Here is a 26,725-nt window from a genome sequence, read left to right as displayed (position 1 = left end):
TATTGTTGAAGAGGACGGATTTGACATGTCAGACCAAGAACAAGTAAGCAAGCAAGATCCAATTAAACCTTCAGAAGAAACCAGTCCTAGCCCTGCCAGTGACCCAGCGGCCTTGAGAAAACGGGCAACCCGGACAGGCTTGACCCTCTTAGCAGGGACTATCGCAGTGCTAGTGCTGGCCTGGGTGGCTTTCCCTCTTATTCGTGGGGGGTCAAGCCAGGGCATCCAAGTAGCTGAGAGCGCCATTCAGGACCTCTACCTCAGTCCGCAACGAGACTTCTTGGCTCAAGATATCTCGACTAGCAAGTTAGAGGCGGCCAAGTCTAAGGTCCAAGCCTTAGGAGGTTGGTCTGGTTACCGACTTATGCAGGACTACCAAGCAGCAGAAGCCCGTTACCAAGCCATTCAAGCCTTGGGCCAGCTCTATGATAGCGACCAAGCCCTCATTCAAGGTAACCAAGTCAACCACAAGGCCAAATTAGCTGAGGGTGTGACGGCTGAGACAGTTAAGACCGTGGCTGGCAATGAATCGGTGACTAAGGTAGGCAAGCAAGATGCCCTAGGGCAAGCCATCCAAGAACTGATTGCGGAGGCTGATCAAGGCTTTAGCTTGAAAGATAAGGTGACGGCGGCGATTAGCGACTTGTCCTTGGGGACGACCGTCGATCAAGCGACGGTGGACACTAACGTAGCAACTCTTCAGGCCATCGAGCAAGATATCCAAAAGATTGAGGCTCATACCGATGCTCAGGACTTGAGCGACCAACTCAAGGATAAGGCCAAAGACTTCGCCAAGGCAGTAGCTAAAAATGCCACTGACGATAACTTATCCAAGGAAAGCATTGAGGCCCTCTGGTCTTGTGCTAGCCTAGCAGACGGCTTGTCAGGCTCTGCCATTGACCACCGTAAACTAATCAGTCTAACTTTTGACGATGGTCCTAACCCAGAAGTGACAGAGAAGTTACTGGCAGTCTTAGATAAGCACCAGGTGAAGGCTACCTTCTTCATGATGGGGGGCTTCGTCGAGAAGTATCCTGAGATTGCCCGTAAGGTGCGAGATGCCGGCCACCAAATCGGCAACCACACCTATACCCACCCGGACATGGCCAAGGAGTCAGATGAAGGGGTTAAGAAGCAAATTCAATACGCCCAAGAAGCCATTCAAGAAGCGACGGGTGTTACGCCAACCCTCTATCGCCTACCATTCGGGAGTGGGGGTAAGCGGGTGGTAGACCTCCTACAACCTATGACGTCGATTGTCTGGAACGTGGATTCCGAAGACTGGAAGAGCCACGACAAGGACATGATTATCGAGCAGGTCTTGAGCCACTTGCAACCTAAGTCAGTGATCCTCATGCACGATACCCACATCTCAACGGTGGAAGCCATTGATGTCCTCATTCCTATCTTCAAGGAGAAGGGCTATCACTTCGTCATGCCACAGCAGAACGATCTAGGTTATTACTATTACTAAGCCAAAGGACCGGAAGGTAGTTTCCGGTCCTTTTCTTGTGCTGACTTAAGCACAACTTGCTTCGTCCCGCTAGGCAAGCTAGCGCAAGTTTGTGTATAATGGAGAAGAGTTAGCATGTCTAGACCTCGCATATTTGAATTAATACTATAGGAGTTACCACTATGCAACGTGATGTACGTGAGACCGTCATGAAGTATGTCTTCTTGATTTCGGCATTAATCTCGGTCTTATCTATTATCCTGATCTTTTACTTTATTTTCTCCGGCGGTCTGCCCTTTATTCTGCAGCAGGGAATCTGGGAATTTCTGACCGGGACCAACTGGCGGCCAACGGCCAGTCAGCCTGAATTTGGCATTCTGCCCATGATTGTGGGGTCCCTGATTGTCACAGGAGGCGCTATCCTGATTGGGGTGCCCATTGGGGTCTTAACGGCCGTTTACATGGTTTTCTACTGTCCAAAAGCCTATTATCGCTATGCCAAGTCGGCCATTAATCTGATGGCGGCCATTCCTTCCATTGTCTATGGCTTCTTCGCCCTCCAAATCTTCGTGCCTTTCTTCCGGATTATGGGCCGGTCGGGCATGAACATGGTGACAGCCTCGCTCCTGCTAGGCATTATGATCCTGCCGACTATTATTGGCTTATCGGAATCAGCCATTCGTAATGTTCCTAAGTCCTATTATCAAGGGGCTATCGGCCTAGGAACCACCCACGAGCGGGCCATCCTAACCGTCGTGGTGCCAGCAGCTAAAAATGGTATTCTGTCGGCGGTCATCCTAGGGATTGGCCGGGCTATCGGGGAAACCATGGCCGTTATCCTAGTGGCGGGGAACCAGCCACGTATTCCTACAGAACTCAACCAAGGGGTTCGGACCCTGACAACCAATATTGTCATGGAAATGGCCTACGCAACCGGCCAGCACCGGGAAGCCTTAATCGCCACAGCCGTGGTCCTCTTCGTCTTCATTCTGATTATTAACCTCTTCTTCACCCGGGTTAAAAACAAAGGGGGTAAACGCTAATGTCTAAGCTTACTTGGGTTAAGTGGCTGATCTATGCTTCGGCTGCCTTCACCTTGGGCATGTTAGCCTTCATTGTAGGTTTTATTGTCTGGAACGGGCTTGGCGCCTTAAGGCCTAGCCTCTTCGCCTGGGACTACACGACGGACAACCTGTCCTTGACGCCCGCTTTAATTTCGACCTTGATTACGGTCGGCCTGTCGCTGGCTATTGCCACCCCCATTGGTGTCTTTACCGGATTTTACCTAGTAGAGTACGCTGACCGCAAATCACGCGTAGTCAAAGTCATTCGTCTGGCTGCGGACACTTTGGCTGCCGTGCCGTCCATTGTTTATGGCTTGTTCGGCATGCTCTTCTTCGTTATCTACCTGCGCTTCCAGTTTTCGCTCTTGGCCGGGATTCTAACCATTGTCATTATGGTCCTACCCATTATTATTTCGGCAACGGAAGAAGGTCTGCTCCAGGTCGATAATTCCCTGCGTATGGGGAGCTTGGCCTTAGGTGCCGGCAAATTACGGACCATTTTCACCGTTGTCCTGCCTGTGGCTATGCCAGCCATCCTGCAAGGGGTCATTCTGGCCGTCGGGCGGATTGTCGGGGAAACGGCCGCCTTACTCTTTACCTTAGGGTCGGCGACCGGTCTGCCATCCAGCCTCATGTCCAGTTCTCGGACCCTGTCCCTACACATGTACGTGCTCTCGTCAGAAGGGCTTCACCTTAAGGAAGCCTACGCGACCGGGACCGTCATTATTCTCTTAGTACTAGCAATTAACGGCTTATCGAGCTACATTGGGCGTCGCTTAAGCCGAGGAGGAAATTAAGATGACTCAGCCATACAAGTTTAATGTTACCAATCTCAATCTCTATTATGGAGATTTTCATGCCCTCAAAAACGTCAATATGCAACTGGAAGACAAGGTCGTGACCAGCTTTATCGGCCCATCAGGTTGCGGCAAGTCCACCTTCCTTAAGACCCTCAACCGCATGCAGGACTTGGTGCCTAGCGCCCGCGTAGAAGGGCTGATTGAGTTGGACGGCAAGAATATCTACAGTAAGAACTATGATGTCACCCAACTGCGTAAGCAAGTGGGTATGGTCTTCCAGCAACCTAACCCTTTCCCTAAGTCCATCTATGACAATATCGCTTACGGGCCACGTACTCACGGTATTAAGGACAGCCAAGTCCTAGATGAAATTGTGGAGAACAGCCTTAAGGGGGCCGCTATCTGGGATATGGTTAAGGACAAGTTGCATTCCAATGCCACTGAATTATCAGGGGGGCAGCAACAACGGATTTGTATTGCCAGAGCTATCGCTAACGACCCTGAAGTCCTACTTATGGACGAGCCGACTTCCGCCCTGGACCCTATTTCGACCAACAAGATTGAAGACTTGATTCAGGAACTCAAGGACCGCTACGCCATCGTGATTGTCACCCACAACATGCAACAGGCAGCCCGTATTTCGGACAAGACGGCCTTCTTCCTATCAGGGGAAGTAGTGGAATTTGGCGACACGGCCCAAATCTTTACCGATCCACACGATCAACGGACCAATGACTACATCTCAGGCCGCTTCGGCTAATCTAGAGGAGGTATGACCTATGCGTAATAACTATGTTCAAGAATTAGAAGCCTTACACAACAAGCTCTTAGGCCTAGGCAAGGCGGCTGAAACCTCAGTCAACAAGGCCACAAAAGCCTATATCGAAAGTGACACCGAGTTAGCTCACGAAGTCTTCAGTGATGACCTGAGAATCAACGCGACAACGGCTGAAATCGAAAAAGATACTCACAAGATTATTGCCTTGCAACAACCTGTAGCCCAAGACTTGCGTATGCTCTTCGCCGTTCTCCATGTCAGCATCGACTTGGAACGGATTGCTGACCATGCAGTTTCCATCGGGACTATTGCCCTGCGCAATCAAGATCACGACGAAGAAAGCCAGACGGTTAAGGGCTACCTAGCCCGCATGGCGCAAGTGGCCGAGAAGATGATTGCGGACGCCTTGGATAGCTACATCACTCGCGACGCTAAAAAGGCCCGTAAGGTGGCTCTCATGGACGAGGAAATTGATGAATTGCTGGAGGCAGTCTATCGCGATACGGCTGAGCGCATGGAGCGCAAACGGGAGTTGATTCCGGCCGGGATTGACTATTTGGGTGTGGCTGGCAGCTTGGAGCGTATTGGCGACTATGTGACCAACATTTGCGAGCGGGTAGTCTTCCTCAATACGGGCGAAATCGTCGAGCTCAACTAGGAGGCTAGTAGATCATGTTTAAGCAAAAGAAATGGGGGAGCCGGCGTTTTAAGTGGGCGCTGGCGACTCTAGTGACTGGGCTTCTAGCCGGCGTCCTTGGGCCATTTGGCGTAGAGGCAGCTGCTGCTAGCTCGGTCAGCGGCCAGCCCATTATTGTGGTTAGCCGGGAAGCAGGGTCTGGAACGCGCCAGGCCTTTGTGGAATTGGCTAAGGTAGTCAATGCCCAAGGCGACGACAATATCACCGTGGAAGCTGACGTCCTTAATACGACGGGCGGCGTCCTCCAGGTGGTGGCAGGCAATCCGGCGGCTATTGGCTATATTTCCTTTGGTTCCCTCAATGACAGCATCCAGGCCCTGAGCTTGGATGGGGTGGCGGTCAGCGCTGAGGCAGTGCGTGACGGCTCCTACCCCCTGGCCCGGCCCTTTAACCTAGCTTGGAAAGAAGAGGGGCTAAGCGACCTGGGTCAAGACTTCATGTCCTTCGTCTTCTCGCGTGAGGGGCAGGCCATGGTGGAAAGCGCCGGCTATATCAGCCCCGGTAGCAAGGCAACTTGGCAGGAGCAGGCGGCCGGCACCTATGACTACAGTTCGGATGGCCACAAGGGCCAGCTGAGTTTAGTTGGGTCGACTTCCTTGACGCCGGTCATTGAAAAGCTAGCCGAGCGTTACGAGAAGCTCAATCCTGGCGTTAAGATTAATGTGACCTCCAACGGGTCGACTGCCGGCTTCACTGCCGCTCTGGATGGCACCGCCGATATCGGCATGCTGTCACGGGAGTTGACTACTAGCGAGGCTAGCCAGGTCGGGCATGCTACCTTTGCCTTGGATGGCATCGTGGTGGTGGTCAACCCGGCTCAGAGTCAGCTGAAAAACCTGACGCTGACCGAATTACAAGCCATTTTCAGTGGCCAGAAAACTCATTGGTAAGATAAAAAAGCGGCTAGGACTGGATCCTAGCCGCTTTTTGGTGAGCCAGTGGTCCACTTTGAAGAGTGGACCACTGGCTGGGGCGGAAACTGTGGAAAAGTGCGCAAAAGGGGTGGGAAGTCATGAGCCAGTGCCCCACTTTGAAGAGTGGACCACTGGCTGGGGAAGAAACTGCGGAAAATGGCACAAATAGGGTGGGAAGCTATGAGCTAGTGGACCACTTTGAAGAGTGGACCACTGGCTGAGGCAGAAGCTGTCGAAAAGGGCGCAAATAGGGTGGGAAGCTATGAGCTAGTGGACCACTTTGAAGAGTGGACCACTGGCTGAGGCAGAAGCTGCCGAAAAGGGCGCAAATAGGGTGAAAAGTCATGAGCTAGTGGACCACTTTGAAGAGTGGACCACTTTTGAGAGTGGACCACTAGCTCGGGTAGGGGGCTATTAAATCATCAGCCTTGTAGCTCGAAGCTTTTCCAGGCGGCGTATTGGCCGGCGATGGTGCCGGTCACGAAGGCGGCGGTGATGTTGTAGCCGCCGGTGTAGCCGTTAATGTCTAGAAACTCGCCACAGAAGAAGAGGCCTTGGGTCAGCTTGGACTCCATGGTCTTAGGATTGACTTCCTTGGTGGAGACACCGCCCCCGGTCACAAAGCCCTTTTCCAGAAGTTGAGAGCCGGTCGCGTTTAGCGGAAAGGCTGTCATCAGCCCCCAGAGCTGGGCGACTTGGGCATGGGTCAGCTGCTTGAAGGCAATTTCCGGCGCCACCCCTAATTGCTGGCAGAGGACCAAAGCTAGGCGCTCAGGCACCCACTGTTTGAGCAAGGTAAGCAGCTGTTTGTCGCGGCCGGCCTCAGCTTGGGCGCTCAGTTCAGCCTTCGTCAGGTTAGGCTGGAAGTTGACCGTTAGCAGGCAGGATTCCGCCTCCGGATGGGCAAAGAGCCACTGGTTGACGTGGCCGGAACAACGCAGGATGGCAGGGCCAGAGAAGCCAAAGTGGGTGAAAATCATGTCCATTTGGTGGGTGACGATGGTCTTGGCGGGGGCGCTAGATTGTTTGGCAGGCGTGTTTTCGGCTGTTTGGGCCGGGCTAGTTTTATCTGGCTGGCGTTTTCCGTTTGCCTGACCACTAGTTCCCGCCGCATCCCAGACTGTCACTGCCACGTCACGCAGGGAGACGCCTTGTAGAGATTTGTCTACAATGAAGCTATCCTGGCTCAAGAGCGGGGCTTCGGTAGCATAAAGGCGCTCAATGGTGTGGCCGGCAGCCCGGGCCCAGGCGTAGCCATCGCCGGTGGCCCCGGTCTTAGGATAGGCGCGGCCACCCACGGCTAGCACCACCGCAGGCGCCAGTACCTCTCGGCCACTAGCCAGTAGGACGCCACGCACCCGGCCGGCTTCCCGGTCCAGGAGTAGGCGCTCAACGGGCGCTTCATACCAGATGGTGACATCTAGGGCTTCAAGCTCAGCCAGCAGGGTGTCCAGAATGGTCCGGGCCGAATTGGTCACCGGGAACATGCGGCCGTGGTCCTCTTCCTTGAGGGTGACGCCCCGGGACTGGAAGAAGTCAATAATATCGTCTTGGTCGAATTGATTGAGGGCCGAGTAGAGGAATTTGCCGTTGCCGGGAATGTGAGCAATCAGGTCCTGGCGGCTGGTTCGGTTGGTGACGTTACAGCGCCCGCCACCTGATAGCAGGAGCTTGCGGCCGGGCCGCTTATTCTTCTCCAGGAGGAGGACGCGAGCCCCTTGGCTGGCGGCATTAATGGCGGCCATGAGGCCACTGGAACCGGCACCGACCACGAGGACGTCGAAGCTAGGATGTGTCATGTGAATTCTCCTTATAAAACGTGTTTCAAGTCCCCTTTACTTTACCGTAAGGGCGGGCTTAAGTCCACTTTTTCGCTGTTATGCGTTTGTAATCTTTTTTGGGGGAGGAATTTGGCAAATACTATTGACTTTTGGGGCAAATCACGTTAATATGGATAACGGTATTGTTTGCCCCACTATGAGCCCCGGAAACTCAATAGTAATGTCAAACAACTAGATTTATATTGGAGGAAATTATCGTGCGTACAACATACATGGCTAAGAAAAACGAAGTTGAACGTAACTGGGTGCTTGTAGACGCAACAGATGTCCCATTGGGTCGTTTGTCTGCTGTAGTGGCATCAATTTTACGTGGTAAAAACAAACCGACTTACACCCCTCACGTTGACACGGGTGACTTTGTCGTAATCGTCAATGCTGATAAGGTAGCCTTGACCGGTAAGAAAGCAACCGACAAGATCTACTACCGTCACACTGGCCACCCAGGTGGTTTGAAACAAATCACTGCTGGTGAATTACGTGAAAAGAACCCAGTTCGTTTGGTAGAACAATCTATCAAAGGGATGTTACCAAGCAACCGCTTAGGTCGTCGTCAATTCACTAAATTACATGTCTACGCTGGTGCTGAGCACAACCATGCTGCTCAACAACCTCAAGCATTGGACATCCAATCATTAATTTAAGGAGGGAACCACATTGTCTAAAGCACAATACTTAGGTACAGGTCGTCGTAAAAACTCTGTTGCTCGTGTACGTTTAGTGCCCGGAACTGGTGTATTCACTGTCAATGGTCGTACATTGGAAGAATACATTCCATTCCCTCACTTACACGAAGTAATCAAACAACCATTCGCAGTGACTGAAACTCTCGGTCAATACGACGTATTGGTGAACGCTAACGGTGGTGGCTTCAACGGCCAATCCGGTGCAATCCGTCACGGTATCGCACGTGCGCTCTTAACTGTTGATCCTGACTTCCGTCCAGCCCTGAAAGCTGCAGGTCTCTTGACCCGTGACCCACGTATGGTTGAACGTAAGAAGCCAGGGTTGAAAAAGGCTCGTAAAGCTTCTCAATTCTCAAAACGTTAATCAATACGATTATATCAACGTTTATGGAACGCCCTACACTCTGTGTGGGGTGTTTTTTGTATCACCAGCTATTGATAGTTTAGATACTAGCAAATTAGAAATCCTGTTGAATGATGTACGTTCAATGCAAAGTTTAAGTGACAATTTCTTATTTCCATTCATTTCATTTTAGTCTATTGCCTTTAACGTAAAAAAAACTCTAGCTATCGAGTATGATAGTTAGAGTTTTTTCTACTCATATGATTTAATTAAATCAAATAGAGCCTGTACTTCAGATGATGGCCTAGTTGATTTGAGATAAGCATAATAAACTGTAAATATTATCTGGTCTTTTGGTATAAGAGGGATTTTTATTAAGTCATAATCTTCATCAGAAAGAGCGATGTCGGCCAGTAAGCTAATACCAACTTTTTTCTTTAAAAGTTCTTTAATAATTATAATATCATCACTCTTAAAGAAAATCTCTGCTTTATTTTGATACTTTTGATTGAGAATTTCAAAAGCCTTTAGGTGAACAAAGTGTTCATCTAAGAGTATAAAGGATTGATCGAGTAATTCTTCGAAACTGAAGACAGGAGCAGTAGCAAGAGGGTGGTCCTTGGATAGAACAACATAAAGTTTTTTATGAAAAAGTTCTTTCATCTCTATGGATGGATGATTTAGTGGTTCAATTAAACCGAGTAGGCTGGCATCTAGTTCTCCCTTGAGGAGAAGATTTAATAATTCTACTGAGCCACCCCGCATAGGGCGGATGTTCTTTAAAAAAGCAATCTCATTTTTTTCATTTAAAGTAGTGAAAAGATAATGAAGAATAATGGGTGGGAAACCCACGGTAGAGTAATGGGCTAAAGAGTGATCTATTTCTTTACGGGTAGAAATGGTTTCATGTAAGATCAACTCAGTGTGCTTCAGAAGAATTTTACCCTGTTCAGTTAGCTTGAAGGTTCGGTGTGAGGGATCGTGGTGAATCAACTTGCAGTTAAAGCTATCTTCTAATCGTTTGATAGCATAAGAAATAGTAGGTTGACTAACTTTGTGTTGTTTAGCAACCTTAGTATAGGATTGAAGCTGGCAAAGGTCATAAAAATATTGGAGATCTTTTAAGTTCATAGTAGCACACTTTCTTTAGTTAGGAAAAAACCCATCAGTCAAGATCGGATGATGGTCGAATAAAAAATTTTTATCTGTAGCCATCGATTTGACTATATGGTCTTTTGTAAGTTACAATGCGGGTAAGTCAAGGAAGTCAGAGAATAGCTAAGATACTTTCAAAAATGCTTACCATCATATCTTGCTTATCAATAGGAACTTGTTTAATCTTCATGTGGATACTTGTGTTAGTGAGAGGTTCTCACGCTAATCAGAGGCAGATTCAAGGCTATTAGAATTGAATCTGCCTCAGGAGGAATTTTGAAGGCGACAATCCCTTTTTCTAGACGGTGAATGGCTAGTTTTTAAATGGTGTTTCTTTTTAAGCTCTATTTTATACTTATTATAGCATAGAGAGGTGAATGTATGCTAAATAATACGTGGTTTACTTAAAGCGTGATTTTAGGTGTAGAGGTATAATCGAGATAAGGAGAAAATGTTGGTTTTACCTCTCTGTCTACTTAGGAAGAGCAAGAGAGGTTATCCTAGGATTCTAAAATACACTCTGCTAAAAATTATTATTGTATAAAAAATGGAGGTACCTATATGACGGCACATGATATCTTAAACAACCCTTTCCTTAATAAAGGAACTGCTTTTACCTTGGAGGAACGAAAGGAACTAGGCCTTATTGGTTTATTGCCTCCCTACGTCCAAACTATTGAAGAGCAAGCGTCGCAAACATATGCGCAAATGCAAACAAAAGTAAGCGATTTGGAAAAACGTCTTTTCCTAATGGAAATCTTTAATACCAACCGTACCCTTTTCTACTATTTATTTTCTAAACATTTGGAAGAGTTTAATCCAATTGTATATGATCCAACCATTGCGGATACTATTGAAGGCTATAGTGACCTCTTTGTAGATCCCCAATATGCGGGATATCTTGATATTAATCACCCTGAAAATATTGAAGCTACTTTGAAAAATGCGGCGGGTAATCGAGAAATCCGTCTTATCGTTGTAACAGATGCAGAAGGAATCCTTGGAATTGGAGACTGGGGAACAAATGGTGTCGATATTTCTGTTGGGAAATTGATGGTCTATACTGGAGCAGCGGGGATTGATCCTTCTATGGTGCTTCCTTTAGTCATTGATGCAGGAACGAACCGTGAAGAACTTCGTAACAATCCTAATTACTTAGGAAATCGTCACGAACGGGTCCGCGGAGATCGTTACTACGACTTCATTGACCAATTTGTTCAAACGGCAGAGCGTCTCTTTCCTAAACTCTACCTTCACTGGGAAGACTTCGGTCGCCTGAATGCTGCCAATATTCTTGAGAAATACCGGAAACAAATTCCAACTTTTAACGATGATATTCAAGGCACAGGGATTGTTACCTTGGGCGGTATCTTTGGCTCACTGGACATTAGTGGCGAAAAATTAACAGATCAAATTTATCTCTGCTATGGCGGGGGAACAGCTGGTGCAGGGATTGCTTCTCGTGTTCTTCGTGAAATGGTGAGTGAAGGACTTTCTGAAGCAGAGGCCTACAAGCGTTTCTTTATGGTTGATAAACAAGGTCTTCTCTTTGATGATATGGATGACTTGACACCAGAGCAAAAGCCATTTGCTAAGAAACGTGCTGACTTTAGTAACGCAGACAAGTTGACTGACCTGCTTGAAGTAGTGAAGACTGTGAAGCCAACAATTCTTGTGGGAACTTCAACTCAACCAAACACCTTCACTAAAGAGATTGTAGAAGCTATGTGTGAAAACACAGAACGTCCAATGATCTTCCCCTTGTCAAATCCAACCAAGTTGGCAGAAGCGAATGCTAAAGATTTGATCGAATGGTCAGATGGGAAAGCTTTTGTCGCAACAGGAATACCTGCGGGTACGGTTTCTTATAAAGGTGTAGACTATGTGATTGGTCAAGCCAATAATGCCTTGATTTACCCAGGTCTGGGTCTAGGGATGTTAGCCTCTGAAGCAAGCCTTTTGACTGATGAAATGATTGGGGCAGCGGCTCATTCATTGAGTGGGATTGTCAATTCAGGACAACCAGGAGCACCAGTCTTGCCGCCATTCAAGTATGTGGCAGATGTTTCTATTAAAGTAGCAGAAGCAGTAGCTAAAAAAGCGCAAGAGCAAGGACTTGCACGCGCTAAGGAAACAGATATGGCCAAAGCAGTTCGTGATTTGAAGTGGTATCCAGAATATAAATAGTCAATTCTTGTTACCTACCGATAAGAATCGAAGCAGCCATAGCTTAGCAAGGTATTAAAAGGGAGAAATCCAAAATGACGACCTAAAACAGTCCACTTTCTAGTTTTACTACTAACAGGTAAAACTAGAAAGCTATATTAAAGAATAGGTTTAAGTAATTCAGAAAGGGGTATATATGTCACTCTTTTTAACCTCGATTACGAGTATCATTCCGATTATCGCTATTATTGTTTTGGGGTATATTCTTCAGGTTAGGGGATGGTTTGGAGATAGCTTTGGTCCCAACCTGTCTCGTTTGATCATGAATGTAGCCTTGCCAGCGTCAATTTTTGTGTCGGTAATGAAATACCTAACATTAGATAAACTAATCAGTCTTTCTGGAGGCCTCCTTTATACTTTTGTGGCATTTATCTTAGGATATATCGTAGCTTATATTGCAGTTGTGGTTTTCAAGGTTCGTCCAGGGCGGAGAGGAACCTTGATTAATACCTTTGTTAATGCCAATACTATTTTTATCGGGTTGCCACTAAACATTGCTCTTTTTGGAGATCAGGCTCTTCCTTATTTCTTAATTTACTATATCACCAATACGATTTCCACCTGGACATTGGGCGTGTATTTGATGACGAGCGACAGTAAATCGGGTCAAAGCAAGGAGACAACTAAATTTGACTGGAAGAAATTACTACCAGCTCCGCTTGTAGGTTTTCTTGTCGCTCTACTATTTTTGCTTCTCCGAATCTCTATTCCAGATTTCGTAACGAATACCTTAACCTATGTTGGGAATATCGTCACTCCCTTATCTCTGATTTATATTGGTATTGTTCTTGCTAAGGCAGGCTTGAATACCATTGCTTTTGACAAAGATACAATTATCACCTTGGTGGGACGCTTTATCCTAGCTCCTCTGATCATGCTTCTTGTATTGAAGTTCTTTGCCCCAAATATGGCAACAGTAGAATTTAAGACCTTTATGATTCAGTCCGCGACACCAGCTCTAGCTGTTCTCCCAATCCTTGCTAATCAGGGAAAAGGAGATGTGGAATTCTCTACGAATGTGGTGACTCTAAGTACGGTTCTATTTATCCTTGTTATTCCAATATTACAAACTTTATTAGGATAAGAAGGAAGAGGATAGATATAAAGAACCCCAGTAAGCTTACTGGGGTTCTTTATATCTATATTAACTACCCTACATCCTTCCGACCAAACCACCAATAAGCCACGCCCAGCGAGCAGGCTGACAAGACCAGTCCGACTCCGACATAGCCTAGGTTTAGGTTGTCGCCATGGATGCCTTCGGCGTCGTATACGTAAGCAAAGGGTGTAAGCCATTTGAGGCCCCCAGGCCAGGGGCGATATTGGACACTCGGTTAACAAGGGAGAATCCTAGTGCTAGTTCGATATCTAGTAGAGATTGCATACTGGGGAGGAAGCCGCTTATGTTAGCTTCTTAACTTATTTTTAAAATTCATCCGAGAATCGAATTTTATCCATGTCTCTAATCTCCTTATAGAAGTTGAAATCTGTCCGATTCAGTCTATCGCATATTTGCTTGATCATATATTTTCCGCGTTCTTCGATTCGTTCATTCACTGCTTTTAGAAAAATGGGGAAATCTTCTTTCTCTTTTAGAATTGGAGTAGTATAACTATGATTTTTCCAGAGTGGCTCAATTTGATAGTCCTTATTTACATAGGGTTGTAGATAGTACAATTCAATAAAATTAATCCAGGCTTCAGAAGTTGGACTAATAAGATGTAGCCATTCTTGTAGTGATAAGAGGAAGATGTCCCAGTAATCTTGTGAGAGATTACTACGCCCAGTATTCATCCAATGAGGGAGTACGGTGAAGTTTCCAATTGTATGAGTAAGTTTGGCGAATGTTTGAAATGCGGGTCGGTTGTTTTCGATAATGTCAAACTGCCGATAATTTTGATCTTTATATAGTTTAGAATATCTCTCTTTTTTTCTATTATCTATTCCTAACGTTTTAGTTAGAGTTTTATAGTTAGAACTCTGCCGAATGGCTCTGTTAAAAGTAGTGAGAAAGGAATTCATGGTTTCGCCTCTAATCACATCTGTAGCCGAATTTTGCCAGCCCAAAACTTTATACAGCTCGATTGCTTCCTTGTCGCAGTCCGCATCGAAACCAGCTTTTTCTGTAATATTAAAGATAGTAGTATCTTTGAACTCGCCATTTTTGTATTTCAAGAAGGCTGTAATACTATCTTCGGATAACGAATCTTTAGGTAACGAATCTTTAGATAGCGAATCTTCAGATTGTGGAACTTTATAGCAATTCTTGAAATCCCATAACCAAGGCTTGCGTTTGTTTTTATGGCAATATTCTAGCCACTTGATCACTGTTTCTCGCTCGTCCGCTTTTTTGTGTCCCATAATGATGCTCCTTAATATCTTCTTTATTCTGTCAGGTAACTATAGCTTTATTATAATTCTTCGATTTGAAAATACAAGGATGTGTTTTAATCATGATAAATGACGGCGGGACACCTAGAACTTTGAGTAAGAAAGCCGATACCCATAGCTTATAAAAGACATTTAATCCTCGGAATAAGTCCCACAGCCTTAATGCCAGAGACAAGAAAAAAGCCATCAAGTTTATAAACTTGATGGCTTTAACTTTTACACTCTATCCTACATCCTTCCGCCCAAACCACCAATAAGTCACGCCCAGCGAGCAGGCTGATAAGACCAGCCCTACTCCGACATAGCCTAGGTTTAGGCTGCCATTAGGAATGATTTCGGCGCCGTCCACGTAAGCGAAGGGCGTGAGCCATTTGAGGCCACCTAGGCCGGGGGCGATATTGGCGACCAGGTTGGCTAGGTAGAAACCCAGTACCAGCCCGATGCCGGCGCCTAGACCGGTGCCACGACGTTTGCCGGACAAGGCCGACAGGCTCAGGCAGAGGGCGATGAACTCGAGGTGTAAGATTAGATAGGCCAAGTGCAAGAGTAGGAGTTGGCCCATAGGCGCGGACTCACCCATCAGGGTCAGACTTAAGAGAACAACTGCTAGGGTCACCGCGTTGAGTATCAGAAGCTGGCTGACGAGGGCCAAGGCCTTGCTGGTGACAATCGAAGCCCGACTGAGGGGATGGGTCAGCAGGAATTCGGCGGTGCCGGCTTGCTCTTCTTTGGCTAGGGAATTGCTGGCCAGAATGGCGGCATATAGGGCGCCACCAAGGCCCAGGACGCTCTGACATTCAACGGTATAGAAGCCGATGAAGGTCCCCATGTTGAGCTTGCCCAGGCCGAAGGCGTCGGAGAAGGCACCCATGGTGCTAATCAGGCCGTTGATACTAGCCATCTGGTCCTTGATTTGAGGGAAGAGCAGGGAAATCAGGCCCATAAAACCCGCGATGGCCGCCGTCCACAGGATTAGGCTACGCCAACCTTGGCGTAATTCGTGGCGGAATAGAATCATGACAAATCGCCTCCTTCTTGGTAGTAGTGGCGGAAGATTTCTTCCAGACTTGGCTCGGCCAGACTGAAGTCGCGGACTTGGCCGCCTGCCAGACAAGCTAGTAAGGCATTTAGGTCTCCTTGATAGAGGAAGCTGACTTGATCTTTGCCCTTGGCTTGCCAGTTGGAGACACCTGCTAGGTCTGCCAGGCCAGGTACTTGACCGGACAGGCTGACGCGTTTGGCTTGGTGCTGCATGAGGCTGGCGACATCTTCGGTGGCCACGATTTGCCCTTGGCGGATAATGGCCGCTCGGTCGCAGTGGTTTTGGACTTCGGACAGGACATGGCTGGATAGGAAGACGGTCCCGCCGGCTTGGCGGCGTTCCTCTAAGAGGGCGAAGAATTCTTCTTGGATCAGGGGGTCCAAGCCACTGGTAGGCTCGTCCAGAATCAAGAGGTCAGGTTGGTGCTGGAGGGCGGCCACAATGCCCACCTTCTTACGGTTACCCAGGGACAGTTGATCCGCCGCAATCCCAAGATCAAGCTGCAGCCGGTCGCTGAGGCGGCGGCATTCGGCCTGGCAGTCCAGGCCTCTCAGATCAGCAGATAGTTTGAGTAGGTCGCGGGCGGTCATGCCGGCATAGAATTGGGTTTCGGACGGCAGGTAGCCCACCCGGCGTAGGATTTGGCCTTGTTGGCGGCCGACTTCTAAGCCTAGGACCTGGGCACTGCCGCTGGTAGGCTTAATCAGCCCCAGTAGGGTGCGGATAGTGGTAGATTTGCCGGCCCCGTTAGGCCCGATAAAGCCAAAGAGCTCGCCCTGCTGGACGGTCAAGTCCAGACGTTCGATGCCTCGGTGCTTGCCGTAGGATTTGGTCAGTTGATGCGTTTGAATAGCGTACATGGGATCACTCCTTTCTAAGATAGAGAGACTTCCAGAAGTCAATCAGTTGGTTGAATTCCGCCTCGATGGTTTCGGGATCAACGGACCCTCGCTGGACATGCTCCCAGAGATAACCCTGGGCGGCCCAGGTCATATCCTTATACATGAGCTGAAAGTCGATATCGGGCCGAAAGCAGCTCATATCTAGCTTGTCCATGAGCTGGACCTGTTTCGCCTTGACTTGTTTCATGCGTTGGGCCAATTCTGGCATAATCTCGGGATCCTGCTCGTAGTAGGTCTTAAGGCTAAAGGCCAGCCAATCGGGATTGAGCCGGGCTAGTTGCACCTTAGTCTGGGTCACGCTCTTGAAGAGCTCGAAGAAATCCAGGGTCTCATAGCAGCCTCCTTCTTTTAGGTAATCATCGGTCTGCTGGACTAAGAGGTCGAAGAGGAAAAAGTAAAGTTCCTTTTTATTATGGAAATAATGAAAAAGCAAGGGCTTGGAAATCCCCGCCGCGTCCGCAATGGCGCTCATGGGTGCCTTCTTATAGGCGTGCTGGCCGAAGACGCGGAAGCCGGCTTGGATAATGGCCTCCTGCTTGGCTTGGGGCAGGGCATAAAATTTAGGATTCATTGCTTTCTTGGCTCCTTTCATTAAGAAGTTAACTTCATTATAGACCCATTGACCGTTTTTGAGAAGGGGGTCAGAAACTTGTGTACCCTATCTACTAGTTCTACTAGTAGATAGGGTGTAAGGTGGGTAGAATTACGTGGTGAGATGGTAACAAAATGGAGGAAAACTTGATATATAGGGGATTTAGCTAGTGAAAGCGATTTTCCCATTATATCATATATGATATAATGGGAAAAAGGAGGTGCGTGTCATGGACGCACATTACAAGATTCCAGAAGACATTCTGGCCCTGGTAGAGGGCTTGCCCTACCAGCAAGCAGTCAAGGCAGTGGCAGCCTTAGAAATCATTGAGCGGGAGGGGTTGACACCCGCTGTGATTGAAAAATGGGGCCGAGGCAAAGGTCAGGCTAAGACACTGGTTATTCCTTTGGGTGAGACCAAAACAAGAAAGGAAGGTGAAGAGCATGTCACTCGAGTCCTTAAAGAATCGCTTAGCATCCCAATATCCTGATTTTACTTTAGATTTGGCGGAGGAAGCTGCCCGGCAGGAAGTGGCCCTGAAATTAGTGGCCTTGCGCCTAGAGCGAGGCTTAAGCCAAGCTCAGATGGCAGAAAAACTAGGCTTACGCCAAGCTAACCTATCAAGGCTAGAGAGTGGCCAAGCCAATCCGACAGTGGGGATGTTGGGGAGGATAGCGGAAGCTCTAGCGTGTAAACTTAAATTGTCTGTGGAAGAAGGAAATAGTAATCACAAAAAACACGCTAATAGTAATTAGCGTGTTACATGAATTGAAAATTATAAGGAGCTAGATTCAGAGCTTTCATTCGATAGTGCACTAGAATCAGAGGGAACTTCCGGTAGTTCGTCAACGAATTCAATTTTATAGTGATCTTTGATATCGGGGTCCATTTCTAGGAGTTCCTGGATAACTGTCTTGGCAGTATCTTTTGCATAACTTAGTATTTGACAATCATAAATAAGCTGTTCAATGTTAGTTTCCTGAGTCGCCATGAAACCTGAGATATCAGTAATTTTTATTGGATTAAATAGTCCAGCACGTTCATCTAAGGTCTCGACAGAATTATGGTCTACGGCATGAGATAGTACTTTTGCGTCAGGTAAGCGAATATAAATGGTATCATCAATAACGACAGACTGCATAGAATCGAGGTCAACACCAGCGTGGATAATCCCGTTATACTTCACAATGAATGATTTTTCTGTGAAAGGAATACCTACACCCCAAGCCACGTGATTGTTCTTGAACAAACCGGCATTGGTATAGAAGTACTTTTCAGTTGTTAGCTCTTTCGCTTTCTCAATGCGCGAACTTACAATTTGACTAGTGATGATTGGCTTCTTAGCACTTTCTACAGGAGCCGGTTGTGGCGTTGGTACGGGCTGTTTGTTCCAGTTTCCACCAGCTACAAAGCCAGAAATAAAAATTATAATCAAAAGTACAATGCGTAGGAGACGCCGACCAAAAGGTTTTTTAAAATAGACGACAGAATCACCAAGCCAATCCGGCAATGTAATGGTCTGCTTGCTAGACATGTAAAATTCCCCCTAAGAAATAATGATTTCATCACAAAGAGCAAGTGCTATCCTTTCACATTCGGATGCTAGAGAATGAATGGGCTGGAGAATAGATAGGCGTCATATAGCTTATTGACGCATATAGCTCTTCTGCTATCACCTATTATAATCAAAAATAAAATAAATACAAGCGCTTGAGTTGGATTGTGAGGGAATAATTTTATATATAGGGGTAGTTCAAGCACCCTAGATTTCTCGCCCCCCAATTCTAGGACTTCCCCCTAAAATTTCAGCTATACTCAACTTGTCAGGAGGTCATACACATGAATATGATGGAAGCTTTTAACCGGACGTTGGACTATCTGGACTCTACCCTGGATGGGGAGCTAGATGAGTTGCGGGTGGCGCGACTGTCGGGTTATCCTTATGCCATGTTCAGCCGGCTCTTCTCCATGCTGACGGGGACGTCACTGTCAGAGTATTTGCGGGAACGTCGCTTGACAGAGGCAGCGCTGGCCCTGCGCCAGTCTGAGGCCCGAATCATCGACATAGCTATCCAATATGGCTATGAATCAGCCGACGCCTTCGGGGCAGCTTTCAAGAAATTTCATGGTGCGACTCCGACACAAATTAGACAGGGTGCGCCTTTCCGCCTAGTCGGGCGGCTACAGTTGCGGCTGACCCTGCAAGGAGGAGATAGTATGAAAATCAATATCCAGAACAAGCCTGCCTTAACAGTGGCAGGGTTCAATGCCAATAATATCCCTAGCAGCCAGTGCCCTCAGATCTGGCAAGATCTCTACAGCAAATTCTCCCATGAGGACTTGGCTAGCTTAGGTAGGGGCCAAAGCCTGGGAGTCTGCCACGACATTGACACACCAGAACGCCTCAACTATATGGCCGGCTATGAGGTGACCGACCGAAGCAAGGCTCAAGAACTGGGGCTCGATATCTTGGAGGTAGCAGCCACTGAATATGCGGTGGTTGAATTGAATGGGCCAGTGCCGGACTGTATTCATGCAGGTTGGCGCTACCTCATGGAAGTCTTCTTCCCTGAGCAAGGCTTCCAACATTCGGGCGCGCCTGATTTCGAGGTTTATAGTGAAGGCAATATGGGGGCGCAAGACTACCGTATGGAACTCTGGGTGCCGATTGTCAAAGTCGATTAAGCCAGGACAGATTTAAACAGACGGGCGGACTGCTAATAGGCGTCCGTCTTTTGCTTGCGTCAGATTTTGTGAGTGCCTGTGCATTTTGGACAGGAGCCGGCAAGTGGACTATAATAGGAAGCATCATTAAATTAGAGAGGTGATCCCCTATGGATAGACTGAAGAATATGTTTCAATCCCTCAACCGTGATTGGTTAATCCGCCATTATTTATTTGGTTTTGCTTTTTACGCCTTCTTCGTCTTTACATCCGTCAGCCAAGTCGGGAGATTCGATGCTAAGCTGCTGATTTTACTGCCTTGTGCCTTGCTTTATCCCTTTGCCATGTTTGTCTATGAGAGTCTAGTCGACTTCATTGTCGGCGACAATGTCTTCTTCATCAGTGGCCTCTTAATGATAGCCTGGAAGATTTTTCGTTTTATCATTATCTGGTTCTTGGCGGTGCCAATTGGCTTGATTGGTTTCATTTATCTCTATTTTGTTTGCGGACGTCAATAATAGTTTGCTGTCTCAAGGCCCCGTCATTTTCGAGTGATGGGGCCTTTTGAAATGCCTTTTGTTACCCTGCAACAAAAGGGCTAAATAATCATTTGCTATGTATATTTGGGGCGACTTATGGTACACTATAAGTGATATGCAAAGAATCATCGAAGATTGAAATTAGGGAGTTATATATAATGAAGAAACTAGTCATCCGCGGAGGCAAGCCCCTCACAGGTGAAATTACCATTAACGGGGCCAAGAACTCTACAGTTGCCTTAATTCCAGCTGCTATTTTGGCTGATTCAGAAGTTGTTCTAGAAGGCGTGCCAGATATTGCTGACGTCTATTCTTTAATCGATATTTTGGAGGATTTCAATGTTAAGGCCTCTTTTAAGGATAATGTCTTAACCATTGATCCAAGTGATATTAAATCCATCCCAATGCCAAGTGGGAAAATTCAGAGCCTACGTGCCTCTTATTACTTTATGGGGGCGACTTTGTCGCGCTTTGGTGAAGGGGTCATCGGCTTACCTGGGGGCTGCTTCTTGGGACCTCGCCCAATCGACCAACACCTCAAGGCCTTCCGTTCCTTAGGGGCTAAGGTAGAGGACGACTTCGGTGTAGTGACTCTGACGACCGACCAAGAAGGCCTTGTTGGGGCACGTATCTACATGGACGTGGTCAGCGTAGGGGCAACCATCAACTGTATCTTGGCAGCCGTTAAGGCCAAGGGCAAGACCATTATTGAGAATGCTGCCCGCGAACCGGAAATTATTGATGTCGTTAACCTGCTTAACAAGATGGGGGCTAAGATTCGCGGTGCCGGTACTAGCGTCATCAGGGTAGAGGGCGTGGAGCATCTGCATGGCTGTACCCACACCATCATTCCGGACCGAATTGAAGCCGGGACCTATATTACGGCTGCCGTGGCAGCTGGCCAAGGGGTCCGCGTCAATAATGTCATTTTTGAACATATTGAAGGCTTCATTGCTAAGGTTGAAGAAATGGGCGCTCAATTGGAGATTGGTGAAGATTCCATCTACGTTCATCCAAGTCCAAACCTCCGCATGGTCAGCGTCAAGACCCAGCCTTATCCAGGTTTTGCCACTGACTTGCAACAACCGCTGACGCCACTCTTGGCGATTGCGGCAGGTAACGGGACTATCATCGACACCATCTACCCAGCCCGTGTCAAGCATATTCCTGAACTCAACCGCATGGGGGCCGATATCAAGGTCGAAGGGGCCATGATTCGGGTCAATGGGCCAGCCCAGCTGAGTGGGGCGCAAGTTAAGGCCAGTGACCTACGGGCAGGGGCCTGCCTAGTCATTGCCGGCTTGGTGGCGGATGGCGTAACCGAGATTACTGGCGTCGACCATATCTTACGTGGCTACTCTAATATCGTAGGCAAATTGCGCGATTTGGGTGCCGATATTGAAATGATTGAAGTAAGCGAGATGCAAGAGGCCTAAGGGCCTTTTGCTGTTTAGTGGAGGCTCTTAGCCATGAAAATACATAAAACCAATGCTATGCGACTACTCGACCAACACAAGGTGACCTATCAAGTACGAGACTACAGTCAGACGGGCGCCTTATCAGGCTTGGAAGTAGCAGAAACCTTGGGCCAGAATCCTGACCAGGTCTTCAAAACCCTGGTGACGGTCGGAAAATCAGGTGGCCATTATGTCTTTGTCATTCCCGTGGTGGCTAGCCTGGATTTGAAGAAGGCCGCGCGTGCCGTAGGCGAGAAGCATATCGCCATGATTAAGGAACGCGACCTCCTGCCCCTAACGGGTTATGTTCACGGCGGTTGCTCGCCCTTAGGCATGAAGAAGACCTTCCCAACCTATGTTCATGCTAGCGCCTGGGATTATCCTTCTATCATGGTTTCGGCTGGCAAGATTGGCCTGCAGTTAGAGCTAGATGTTCGGGATCTGGCTTCTGTCCTAGCTCTGAGCGCGGATGATTTAATTGAATAAGTCATGGTAAGCAGCAGTCCTCAGGGGCTTGCTGCTTTTGATTTTCAAAAAAACCTTGCTTTAGCATAGACGCAAGGGGCGTCTTGCGCTATAATAGAGTTAAGAAAACGTATACATAGCAGGAGGGGTCAACATGTCAGACTTAAACAAGCAACAACACGTGGTGACCGTCATTCAAGCTAATGGGCAAAGCGAATTTGAAAGTATTCCTATTGAAACCATTGAAGGGGATAGTCAATTGTGGCAGATGCTCGGCTTGAGTGCGGCCCAACTTACTTATTTCCTAGAAGATGAAATTCTAGAGAATCCCTTCATTGAACTAGACTATCCTAAGACCAAGCCCCAGCAAGCATCGGTTACCCTACAAGAACACAGTGCCATTATTGGGGTGGATCCGCAGATGCCGGAAGCACCGCGTAATCTGCCTATGTTTCTCTTCGAACAGATTATGATGTACCGCCATACCATCATTCGGGACGCCATGGTGCGCTTGATTGATTTATTAAATCCTCAAGGTTATCTGCCATATAGCTACCAGGAAGTGGCCAAACAACTAGGCATCGAACCCATTATTGCCTTGGATGCCATTACCCTCTTCCAACAATTGGAACCTGCCGGGATTGGGGCCTATGACTTACGCGAATGCTTGATGTTGCAGACCGAGCAAGATGCTCATGCCCCTAATGTGGCCTACTACCTCTTAGAAGAATATTTTGACCAACTCAAGTCAGAAGATTATCAAGCCATCGTGACGGCTACTGGCCTGCCGCTAGCAGATGTCCTGGCCTGCGTTAGCTACTATCAAACCTTGCGGACCAGTCCAGCCGACCTCTTCCAAGTGGAAGAAGAGGACCATCTATTAGATGATGTGACGGTTCTCCAAGACCAGGAAGGCATGAAGGTGCGTTATAACGCCCACTACTATCCAAAATTAATCTTCAATGAGCCTTACTATCAAGAGATGTTAGCGACCCAAGATCCTGAGGTCGTCGCCTTCTCCAAGCCACAGAAACTCATGTATGATCGTCTAGCCCGTAACTTGCGGGTGCGGGAGCAATTGATTCTGAAAGTCGCGCAAGCCATTGCAGCGGTTCAGCACGATTACTTTAGCCAACTTTCAGATTCTAAGGTGCCACTCTTGCTCAAGCAGGTGGCGGAGATTACGGGCTTGCCTGAACCAGTCGTCAACCTCTTGGTGTCTAACAAGAACATGGGCTTTGGCCAATATGTCCTGCCAATGACGGACTTTATCACAGTGGCGACACGGGAAGACCGAGATGGCTTCTCCGCTGAAAAGATTAAGCAAATTATTCATGAGATTCTACATGATGCGCCAGCTGACTTAAGTGACGAGGAGCTGGTGGAACGCTTAGAAGAACGTAAGATTATGATTAGTCCTTTCATGGTGCGTAACTACCGCCAAGCACTGGGCCATTAAAAGTAAACACCCGCTCTAGGCTTGACACTAGAGCGGGTGTTTTATATTAAATTGAAAAGCAAGATTTTAGGGCGAGTTGTGGTTAACCACAACTCACCCCAAAATCCTGATGCAACAAGAAATTGATAGCTTGTGCCACAACCATCGTCTCAATAGGATGTACGCTTAAATTTATGCTTGAAAACGCGATTTTGAAAATATCGTATTTTAGACAAAAAGAATCCCCCGACTTCCATCAAGGAGTCCGGGGGATTTTTACGAAGCTACTATTTAACTTCGGCGCGGTTGAAGAGTTTGACCGCAATCCAGAAGAAGAGAAGGAAGTAGGCCGAGGCGACGACTGGTGTCAAGTCGAAGTTTAGGTTGCCCCAGGTCAGCGGCTTTCCTACTTTTAGGAAGGTGAAGAAGAAGGCAAAAACCTTATCCGCACTCAGGAATTTTTGAACCACATTCCCCATGTTTTGGGTGTTAGTGGTTAAGAATGAATAAACACCGCTTATGATTTGGTTAATGAAAGTGAGCAGGAGATAAGTAAAAATCAGTGGGCCCTGGCCAGCGAAGAGGAAGGCAGGGATGCTTAAGAGGGCGATGTAGCCTAGGAAGAGAGGGATGCTAGGAATCAAATAGCTAGTGAAAAATCCGAGGATTTCATCACCCTTGAAAGTAGCTCCCGACATGCTGCCCCCGATTACGAGAGAAACTAGGCCCAAGCATAAAGCCAGTAAGAGGTAGAAGAGTCCTACCAGGATCTTGCTGAGGACTACAGAGCGACGGCGGTGACCATAGCTGATGGTGTTAATCAAGGTCCGGTTCTTAGTCTCATTGTTAAAGGTCAGGATCTGAGCCACGAAACAAAGAAGCAGAGGTATTTCCTTGAGGCCAATGATATAGAAGCTCAAAACTTGGCTACCCACAAACCCCTTTTGCAGTTCAGTGATTTCCTCAGCCCTTAGTCCGGCGAAAAGCATGATGGTGGCCAGATAGGCAATACCGAGTGTCGCCAAAAAGCTGAGTAGCAGCATAGTAAAAGGCGCCACCCGATGGCGGATTTGATAGAATTCTGCGCGTAATAGCTGGAACATCTTAGTTGCCTCCTTCTGTAAGATTCAAGAAGACGGATTCGAGGTCATTCTTGTGGCTACCCAGGAAGAGAAGTTCGAAGCCTTCATTTACTAGGCGTTTGGCAATTTCAGGTAGGGGCACTTCTAAGTCATAGATGGCAATTAGCTCTTTGCCATCTGCTGCCACCTTATCTTGGCCCAGCCATTGGCTTAAGAAGTCAAGGGCCTTGGCATTGTCGGTCGTTTGAACCTGATAATAGGTGCTAGCTTGATGAGCGAGTTCTTGAGAGCTAATGTCGGCCACCTTGCGGCCTTTGTTAACGAAGACGAAGCGACTTGCCAAGTGCTCCAATTCCGACAGGATATGGGAAGAAATTAAGATGGTCATGTTCTTTTCCCGGTTGAGTTTCAAGAGTAGCTCCCGCACATGGATAATCCCAGCAGGGTCCAAACCGTTAATAGGCTCGTCCAGAATCAAGAGGTCGGGATCATGTAAGAGGGTTAAGGCAATGGCCAAACGTTGCTTCATCCCCAGGGAGAAGTTCTTGACTTTCTTATTGCCGGTCTTGTCTAAGCCAACCAAGGCCAAAACTTCGTCGATACGGGCGCTGCGGTCTTTGACCTTGCGTTGCAGGGCATAATGAATCATATTCTCCTTAGCGCTCATGTTATCGACAAAGGCAGGGGCCTCAATCAAGGCGCCGACGAAGTGGCGGTTGGTTAAGAGGGCCTCGTAGTCTACCGAGCCAAAGAGCTGAATGTTCTTCTCAGATGCAGGGGTTAGGCCCACGATGCTACGTAGCAGGGTGGATTTACCAGCCCCGTTGGGTCCGATGATGCCGACGATTTCACCGCGCGAGACGGAGAGATCGAAGGAATCTAAGGCCCGTTGCTTCTTATAAATCTTAGTCAGCTGGCTTACTTCCAAGACAGACTCTAAGACGGATTCAGTCATGTAAATCTTCCTTTCTTAAAGGGAATCGCTATCTATAGTATAGCAAGGATGCCTCTTGATTCCAAGCCAGACGGGTAATAGGCGGGTGTGTCTGAAGCAAAAAGATAAAGATTACGGTTGACATCTAGTCAGAAAGGCGTATAATAAATTATGGAAAAAGTAACCATTACATATTTTCATAGGAGGAAGATTTAATGAAACGTAAATTATCTGCACTTTTAGCAAGCCTAGTATTAGTACTTGGCTTATTGGCACCATTGGCTCCTACTGTCTCAGCTGCTGGCAAGAAGAAGGTCATGACCACTTTCTATCCAGTTTACTACTTAGCTCAACGCATTGCCGGGGATAAGGCAGAGGTTTCCATGCTCTTAGAAGGCAACCAAGATGCCCATGACTACGAAATGAGCGCCCGCGACGCAGCCAAGGTTCAAACTAGTGACCTCTTTATCTACCAAGATGATGAGATGGAGCACTTTGTTGAAGACTTAACCAAACTCTTGGATACTGACAAGACCAAGGTTCAAAAGACAACCGAAGGCATTGAACTTCTCAAGGGTGATGCCGACCATGAAGACCACGACCATGAAGCGGAATCTGGTCAATCTGGGGAAGAGCATCATGAAGAGGGCGAAGAAGGCCATCACCATGAATTTGACCCACATACTTGGATGGACCCAATGACTTATGCTAAGCAAGCTGAAAATGTGAAGAAGGCTTTGGTTGCCTTAGACCCTGAAAATGCGTCTACCTATGAAGCCAATGCCGCTAGCTTAACAGAAGACCTTAAGAAATTAGACAAAGAATTTAAAGAAGGCACCGCTAAGCTGAGCGACAAGAACTTTGTGGTACAACACGCTGCCTTTGGCTACCTAGCGCATGCCTATGGTTTAGAACAACATGCCATTACGGGTATCTCTTCTACAGCAGAACCAAGTGCGGCTGCCCTAGCTAAGATGCAAGAATTTGTTAAGGAACACAAGACCAAGGTCATCTTCGTTGACCCATCCTTGGATGATGCCATTGCCAAGACCGTAGCATCTGCTACAGGTGCTGAGCTCCGTCCATTGCGTACCTTGGAAACTGTCAGCGCAGAAGAAATTGCGGCTGGCGCTGACTACTTCAGCCTCATGCGCGAAAACCTAGCTAATTTGACCAAGTAAGCTAGTCAAGATTAAGACACCTCAAGCAAGCGGTGGCATTGCCACTGCTTGCATTTTTTGTCCTAAGTGGTCTATAATAGGAGG

At 47.5% G+C, this 26,725-nt stretch carries 27 protein-coding genes; 18 read left to right on the top strand and 9 right to left on the bottom strand.

Going from position 1 to position 26,725, the window contains the following annotated elements; translation table 11 throughout:
* Positions 1–25 precede the first annotated feature (25 nt).
* The 6 genes from V7R82_RS08580 to V7R82_RS08555 all read left to right on the top strand — a co-directional run bounded on the left by V7R82_RS08580 (position 26) and on the right by V7R82_RS08555 (position 5,682).
* The gene (locus V7R82_RS08580; RefSeq protein WP_338542562.1) at positions 26–1,474 is read left to right on the top strand and encodes a polysaccharide deacetylase family protein; all 1,449 of its coding nucleotides are present in this window, start codon (positions 26–28) and stop codon (positions 1,472–1,474) included.
* Positions 1,475–1,635: 161 nt separating this feature from the next.
* A complete protein-coding gene (pstC, locus tag V7R82_RS08575) occupies positions 1,636–2,496 on the top strand; it encodes a phosphate ABC transporter permease subunit PstC (protein ID WP_338542560.1) in 861 nt (286 codons plus the stop codon).
* A complete protein-coding gene (gene pstA / locus V7R82_RS08570) occupies positions 2,496–3,314 on the top strand; it encodes a phosphate ABC transporter permease PstA (protein WP_338542558.1) in 819 nt (272 codons plus the stop codon). The genes pstC and pstA overlap by 1 nt, the downstream gene beginning before the upstream one ends.
* 1 nt (position 3,315) lies before the next feature.
* On the top strand, positions 3,316–4,077 hold the full coding sequence (gene pstB, locus V7R82_RS08565; protein WP_070756364.1) for a phosphate ABC transporter ATP-binding protein PstB: 762 nt from the start codon (positions 3,316–3,318) through the stop codon (positions 4,075–4,077).
* A gap of 19 nt (positions 4,078–4,096) precedes the next feature.
* A complete protein-coding gene (gene phoU / locus V7R82_RS08560) occupies positions 4,097–4,753 on the top strand; it encodes a phosphate signaling complex protein PhoU (protein ID WP_291430401.1) in 657 nt (218 codons plus the stop codon).
* Between the two features lie 14 nt (positions 4,754–4,767).
* A complete protein-coding gene (locus V7R82_RS08555) occupies positions 4,768–5,682 on the top strand; it encodes a substrate-binding domain-containing protein (RefSeq protein WP_338542556.1) in 915 nt (304 codons plus the stop codon).
* 446 nt (positions 5,683–6,128) lie between these two features.
* Here the strand turns inward: V7R82_RS08555 and V7R82_RS08550 are convergent, their stop codons facing one another.
* Positions 6,129–7,505, bottom strand: coding sequence for an NAD(P)/FAD-dependent oxidoreductase (locus V7R82_RS08550; RefSeq protein WP_338542554.1), 1,377 nt, complete (start codon positions 7,503–7,505; stop codon positions 6,129–6,131).
* Between the two features lie 239 nt (positions 7,506–7,744).
* On the opposite strand from V7R82_RS08550, the gene rplM reads away from it, so the two are divergent.
* Both rplM and rpsI read left to right on the top strand, forming a co-directional pair.
* Entirely contained in the window at positions 7,745–8,188 is a 444-nt protein-coding gene (gene rplM, locus V7R82_RS08545; protein ID WP_083316312.1) for a 50S ribosomal protein L13, read from the top strand.
* A 13-nt stretch (positions 8,189–8,201) separates the two neighbouring features.
* Positions 8,202–8,594 carry a 30S ribosomal protein S9 gene (gene rpsI, locus V7R82_RS08540; RefSeq protein ID WP_035363993.1) on the top strand — a complete coding sequence of 131 codons (393 nt, stop codon included), beginning with the start codon at positions 8,202–8,204 and terminating at the stop codon, positions 8,592–8,594.
* A gap of 231 nt (positions 8,595–8,825) precedes the next feature.
* Here rpsI and V7R82_RS08535 read toward each other — a convergent pair whose 3' ends face one another.
* On the bottom strand, positions 8,826–9,704 hold the full coding sequence (locus tag V7R82_RS08535; protein ID WP_338542551.1) for a LysR family transcriptional regulator: 879 nt from the start codon (positions 9,702–9,704) through the stop codon (positions 8,826–8,828).
* A gap of 585 nt (positions 9,705–10,289) precedes the next feature.
* On the opposite strand from V7R82_RS08535, the gene V7R82_RS08530 reads away from it, so the two are divergent.
* Positions 10,290–11,915 (top strand): malolactic enzyme, encoded by a 1,626-nt coding sequence (locus tag V7R82_RS08530; RefSeq protein WP_338542550.1) that lies wholly within the window; start codon positions 10,290–10,292, stop codon positions 11,913–11,915.
* Between the two features lie 175 nt (positions 11,916–12,090).
* Positions 12,091–13,038, top strand: coding sequence for an AEC family transporter (locus V7R82_RS08525; protein ID WP_338542549.1), 948 nt, complete (start codon positions 12,091–12,093; stop codon positions 13,036–13,038).
* 341 nt (positions 13,039–13,379) lie between these two features.
* Here V7R82_RS08525 and V7R82_RS08520 read toward each other — a convergent pair whose 3' ends face one another.
* The 4 genes from V7R82_RS08520 to V7R82_RS08505 form a co-directional block, all read right to left on the bottom strand.
* Positions 13,380–14,315: a hypothetical protein gene (locus V7R82_RS08520; protein WP_338542547.1), complete on the bottom strand. Its 936-nt coding sequence runs from the start codon at positions 14,313–14,315 to the stop codon at positions 13,380–13,382.
* Between the two features lie 253 nt (positions 14,316–14,568).
* The gene (locus tag V7R82_RS08515; protein WP_338542546.1) at positions 14,569–15,363 is read right to left on the bottom strand and encodes an ABC transporter permease subunit; all 795 of its coding nucleotides are present in this window, start codon (positions 15,361–15,363) and stop codon (positions 14,569–14,571) included.
* Entirely contained in the window at positions 15,360–16,247 is an 888-nt protein-coding gene (locus tag V7R82_RS08510) for an ABC transporter ATP-binding protein (protein WP_291430803.1), read from the bottom strand. Before V7R82_RS08510 ends, V7R82_RS08515 begins: the two co-directional genes overlap by 4 nt.
* A gap of 4 nt (positions 16,248–16,251) precedes the next feature.
* Entirely contained in the window at positions 16,252–16,860 is a 609-nt protein-coding gene (locus V7R82_RS08505; RefSeq protein ID WP_291427381.1) for a TetR/AcrR family transcriptional regulator, read from the bottom strand.
* A 250-nt stretch (positions 16,861–17,110) separates the two neighbouring features.
* Here V7R82_RS08505 and V7R82_RS08500 point away from each other — a divergent pair, with 250 nt between their 5' ends.
* Both V7R82_RS08500 and V7R82_RS08495 read left to right on the top strand, forming a co-directional pair.
* A complete protein-coding gene (locus tag V7R82_RS08500) occupies positions 17,111–17,371 on the top strand; it encodes a hypothetical protein (protein ID WP_314237308.1) in 261 nt (86 codons plus the stop codon).
* Positions 17,325–17,636 carry a helix-turn-helix transcriptional regulator gene (locus tag V7R82_RS08495; RefSeq protein WP_338542542.1) on the top strand — a complete coding sequence of 104 codons (312 nt, stop codon included), beginning with the start codon at positions 17,325–17,327 and terminating at the stop codon, positions 17,634–17,636. The genes V7R82_RS08500 and V7R82_RS08495 overlap by 47 nt, the downstream gene beginning before the upstream one ends.
* A 20-nt stretch (positions 17,637–17,656) precedes the next feature.
* On the opposite strand, the gene V7R82_RS08490 is transcribed toward V7R82_RS08495, so the two are convergent.
* Entirely contained in the window at positions 17,657–18,415 is a 759-nt protein-coding gene (locus V7R82_RS08490) for a DUF4230 domain-containing protein (RefSeq protein ID WP_338542540.1), read from the bottom strand.
* A 305-nt stretch (positions 18,416–18,720) separates the two neighbouring features.
* Between V7R82_RS08490 and V7R82_RS08485 the strand changes: the two genes are divergently transcribed.
* The 5 genes from V7R82_RS08485 to V7R82_RS08465 all read left to right on the top strand — a co-directional run bounded on the left by V7R82_RS08485 (position 18,721) and on the right by V7R82_RS08465 (position 23,465).
* Positions 18,721–19,566 (top strand): AraC family transcriptional regulator, encoded by an 846-nt coding sequence (locus V7R82_RS08485; RefSeq protein WP_338542538.1) that lies wholly within the window; start codon positions 18,721–18,723, stop codon positions 19,564–19,566.
* Positions 19,567–19,715: 149 nt separating this feature from the next.
* Positions 19,716–20,063, top strand: a complete 348-nt coding sequence (locus V7R82_RS08480; RefSeq protein WP_338542536.1) for a hypothetical protein — start codon at positions 19,716–19,718, stop codon at positions 20,061–20,063.
* A gap of 179 nt (positions 20,064–20,242) precedes the next feature.
* On the top strand, positions 20,243–21,520 hold the full coding sequence (locus V7R82_RS08475) for a UDP-N-acetylglucosamine 1-carboxyvinyltransferase (protein ID WP_291427375.1): 1,278 nt from the start codon (positions 20,243–20,245) through the stop codon (positions 21,518–21,520).
* Positions 21,521–21,553: 33 nt separating this feature from the next.
* Positions 21,554–22,027, top strand: a complete 474-nt coding sequence (gene ybaK / locus V7R82_RS08470; RefSeq protein WP_338542534.1) for a Cys-tRNA(Pro) deacylase — start codon at positions 21,554–21,556, stop codon at positions 22,025–22,027.
* Positions 22,028–22,160: 133 nt separating this feature from the next.
* The gene (locus V7R82_RS08465; RefSeq protein ID WP_314942385.1) at positions 22,161–23,465 is read left to right on the top strand and encodes an RNA polymerase subunit sigma-54; all 1,305 of its coding nucleotides are present in this window, start codon (positions 22,161–22,163) and stop codon (positions 23,463–23,465) included.
* 266 nt (positions 23,466–23,731) lie between these two features.
* Here the strand turns inward: V7R82_RS08465 and V7R82_RS08460 are convergent, their stop codons facing one another.
* Positions 23,732–24,547 carry an ABC transporter permease gene (locus V7R82_RS08460; RefSeq protein ID WP_338542532.1) on the bottom strand — a complete coding sequence of 272 codons (816 nt, stop codon included), beginning with the start codon at positions 24,545–24,547 and terminating at the stop codon, positions 23,732–23,734.
* A gap of 1 nt (position 24,548) precedes the next feature.
* A complete protein-coding gene (locus tag V7R82_RS08455; RefSeq protein ID WP_314942389.1) occupies positions 24,549–25,481 on the bottom strand; it encodes an ABC transporter ATP-binding protein in 933 nt (310 codons plus the stop codon).
* Positions 25,482–25,675: 194 nt separating this feature from the next.
* Between V7R82_RS08455 and V7R82_RS08450 the strand changes: the two genes are divergently transcribed.
* Positions 25,676–26,641, top strand: coding sequence for a metal ABC transporter solute-binding protein, Zn/Mn family (locus V7R82_RS08450; protein ID WP_314064819.1), 966 nt, complete (start codon positions 25,676–25,678; stop codon positions 26,639–26,641).
* Positions 26,642–26,725: the final 84 nt, after the last annotated feature.

The sequence above is a fragment of the Abiotrophia defectiva ATCC 49176 genome (assembly GCF_037041345.1).
Classification (GTDB): domain Bacteria; phylum Bacillota; class Bacilli; order Lactobacillales; family Aerococcaceae; genus Abiotrophia.
This window is presented reverse-complemented; position numbering and strand designations above follow the sequence as displayed.

Excerpts from the sequence above, each read along its gene's own strand:
- V7R82_RS08495 (WP_338542542.1), top strand. The coding sequence starts at position 17,325 with ATGTCACTCGAGTCCTTAAAGAATCGCTTAGCATCCCAATATCCTGAT.
- V7R82_RS08550 (WP_338542554.1), bottom strand. The coding sequence starts at position 7,505 with ATGACACATCCTAGCTTCGACGTCCTCGTGGTCGGTGCCGGTTCCAGT.
- pstC (WP_338542560.1), top strand. The coding sequence starts at position 1,636 with ATGCAACGTGATGTACGTGAGACCGTCATGAAGTATGTCTTCTTGATT.
- V7R82_RS08535 (WP_338542551.1), bottom strand. The coding sequence starts at position 9,704 with ATGAACTTAAAAGATCTCCAATATTTTTATGACCTTTGCCAGCTTCAA.
- phoU (WP_291430401.1), top strand. The coding sequence starts at position 4,097 with ATGCGTAATAACTATGTTCAAGAATTAGAAGCCTTACACAACAAGCTC.
- pstB (WP_070756364.1), top strand. The coding sequence starts at position 3,316 with ATGACTCAGCCATACAAGTTTAATGTTACCAATCTCAATCTCTATTAT.
- V7R82_RS08525 (WP_338542549.1), top strand. The coding sequence starts at position 12,091 with ATGTCACTCTTTTTAACCTCGATTACGAGTATCATTCCGATTATCGCT.
- V7R82_RS08510 (WP_291430803.1), bottom strand. The coding sequence starts at position 16,247 with ATGTACGCTATTCAAACGCATCAACTGACCAAATCCTACGGCAAGCAC.
- pstA (WP_338542558.1), top strand. The coding sequence starts at position 2,496 with ATGTCTAAGCTTACTTGGGTTAAGTGGCTGATCTATGCTTCGGCTGCC.
- V7R82_RS08505 (WP_291427381.1), bottom strand. The coding sequence starts at position 16,860 with ATGAATCCTAAATTTTATGCCCTGCCCCAAGCCAAGCAGGAGGCCATT.
- V7R82_RS08465 (WP_314942385.1), top strand. The coding sequence starts at position 22,161 with ATGTCAGACTTAAACAAGCAACAACACGTGGTGACCGTCATTCAAGCT.
- V7R82_RS08485 (WP_338542538.1), top strand. The coding sequence starts at position 18,721 with ATGAATATGATGGAAGCTTTTAACCGGACGTTGGACTATCTGGACTCT.
- V7R82_RS08460 (WP_338542532.1), bottom strand. The coding sequence starts at position 24,547 with ATGTTCCAGCTATTACGCGCAGAATTCTATCAAATCCGCCATCGGGTG.
- V7R82_RS08475 (WP_291427375.1), top strand. The coding sequence starts at position 20,243 with ATGAAGAAACTAGTCATCCGCGGAGGCAAGCCCCTCACAGGTGAAATT.
- V7R82_RS08490 (WP_338542540.1), bottom strand. The coding sequence starts at position 18,415 with ATGTCTAGCAAGCAGACCATTACATTGCCGGATTGGCTTGGTGATTCT.
- V7R82_RS08480 (WP_338542536.1), top strand. The coding sequence starts at position 19,716 with ATGGATAGACTGAAGAATATGTTTCAATCCCTCAACCGTGATTGGTTA.
- V7R82_RS08580 (WP_338542562.1), top strand. The coding sequence starts at position 26 with ATGTCAGACCAAGAACAAGTAAGCAAGCAAGATCCAATTAAACCTTCA.
- V7R82_RS08450 (WP_314064819.1), top strand. The coding sequence starts at position 25,676 with ATGAAACGTAAATTATCTGCACTTTTAGCAAGCCTAGTATTAGTACTT.
- V7R82_RS08515 (WP_338542546.1), bottom strand. The coding sequence starts at position 15,363 with ATGATTCTATTCCGCCACGAATTACGCCAAGGTTGGCGTAGCCTAATC.
- V7R82_RS08500 (WP_314237308.1), top strand. The coding sequence starts at position 17,111 with ATGGACGCACATTACAAGATTCCAGAAGACATTCTGGCCCTGGTAGAG.
- V7R82_RS08520 (WP_338542547.1), bottom strand. The coding sequence starts at position 14,315 with ATGGGACACAAAAAAGCGGACGAGCGAGAAACAGTGATCAAGTGGCTA.
- V7R82_RS08555 (WP_338542556.1), top strand. The coding sequence starts at position 4,768 with ATGTTTAAGCAAAAGAAATGGGGGAGCCGGCGTTTTAAGTGGGCGCTG.
- V7R82_RS08530 (WP_338542550.1), top strand. The coding sequence starts at position 10,290 with ATGACGGCACATGATATCTTAAACAACCCTTTCCTTAATAAAGGAACT.
- ybaK (WP_338542534.1), top strand. The coding sequence starts at position 21,554 with ATGAAAATACATAAAACCAATGCTATGCGACTACTCGACCAACACAAG.
- V7R82_RS08455 (WP_314942389.1), bottom strand. The coding sequence starts at position 25,481 with ATGACTGAATCCGTCTTAGAGTCTGTCTTGGAAGTAAGCCAGCTGACT.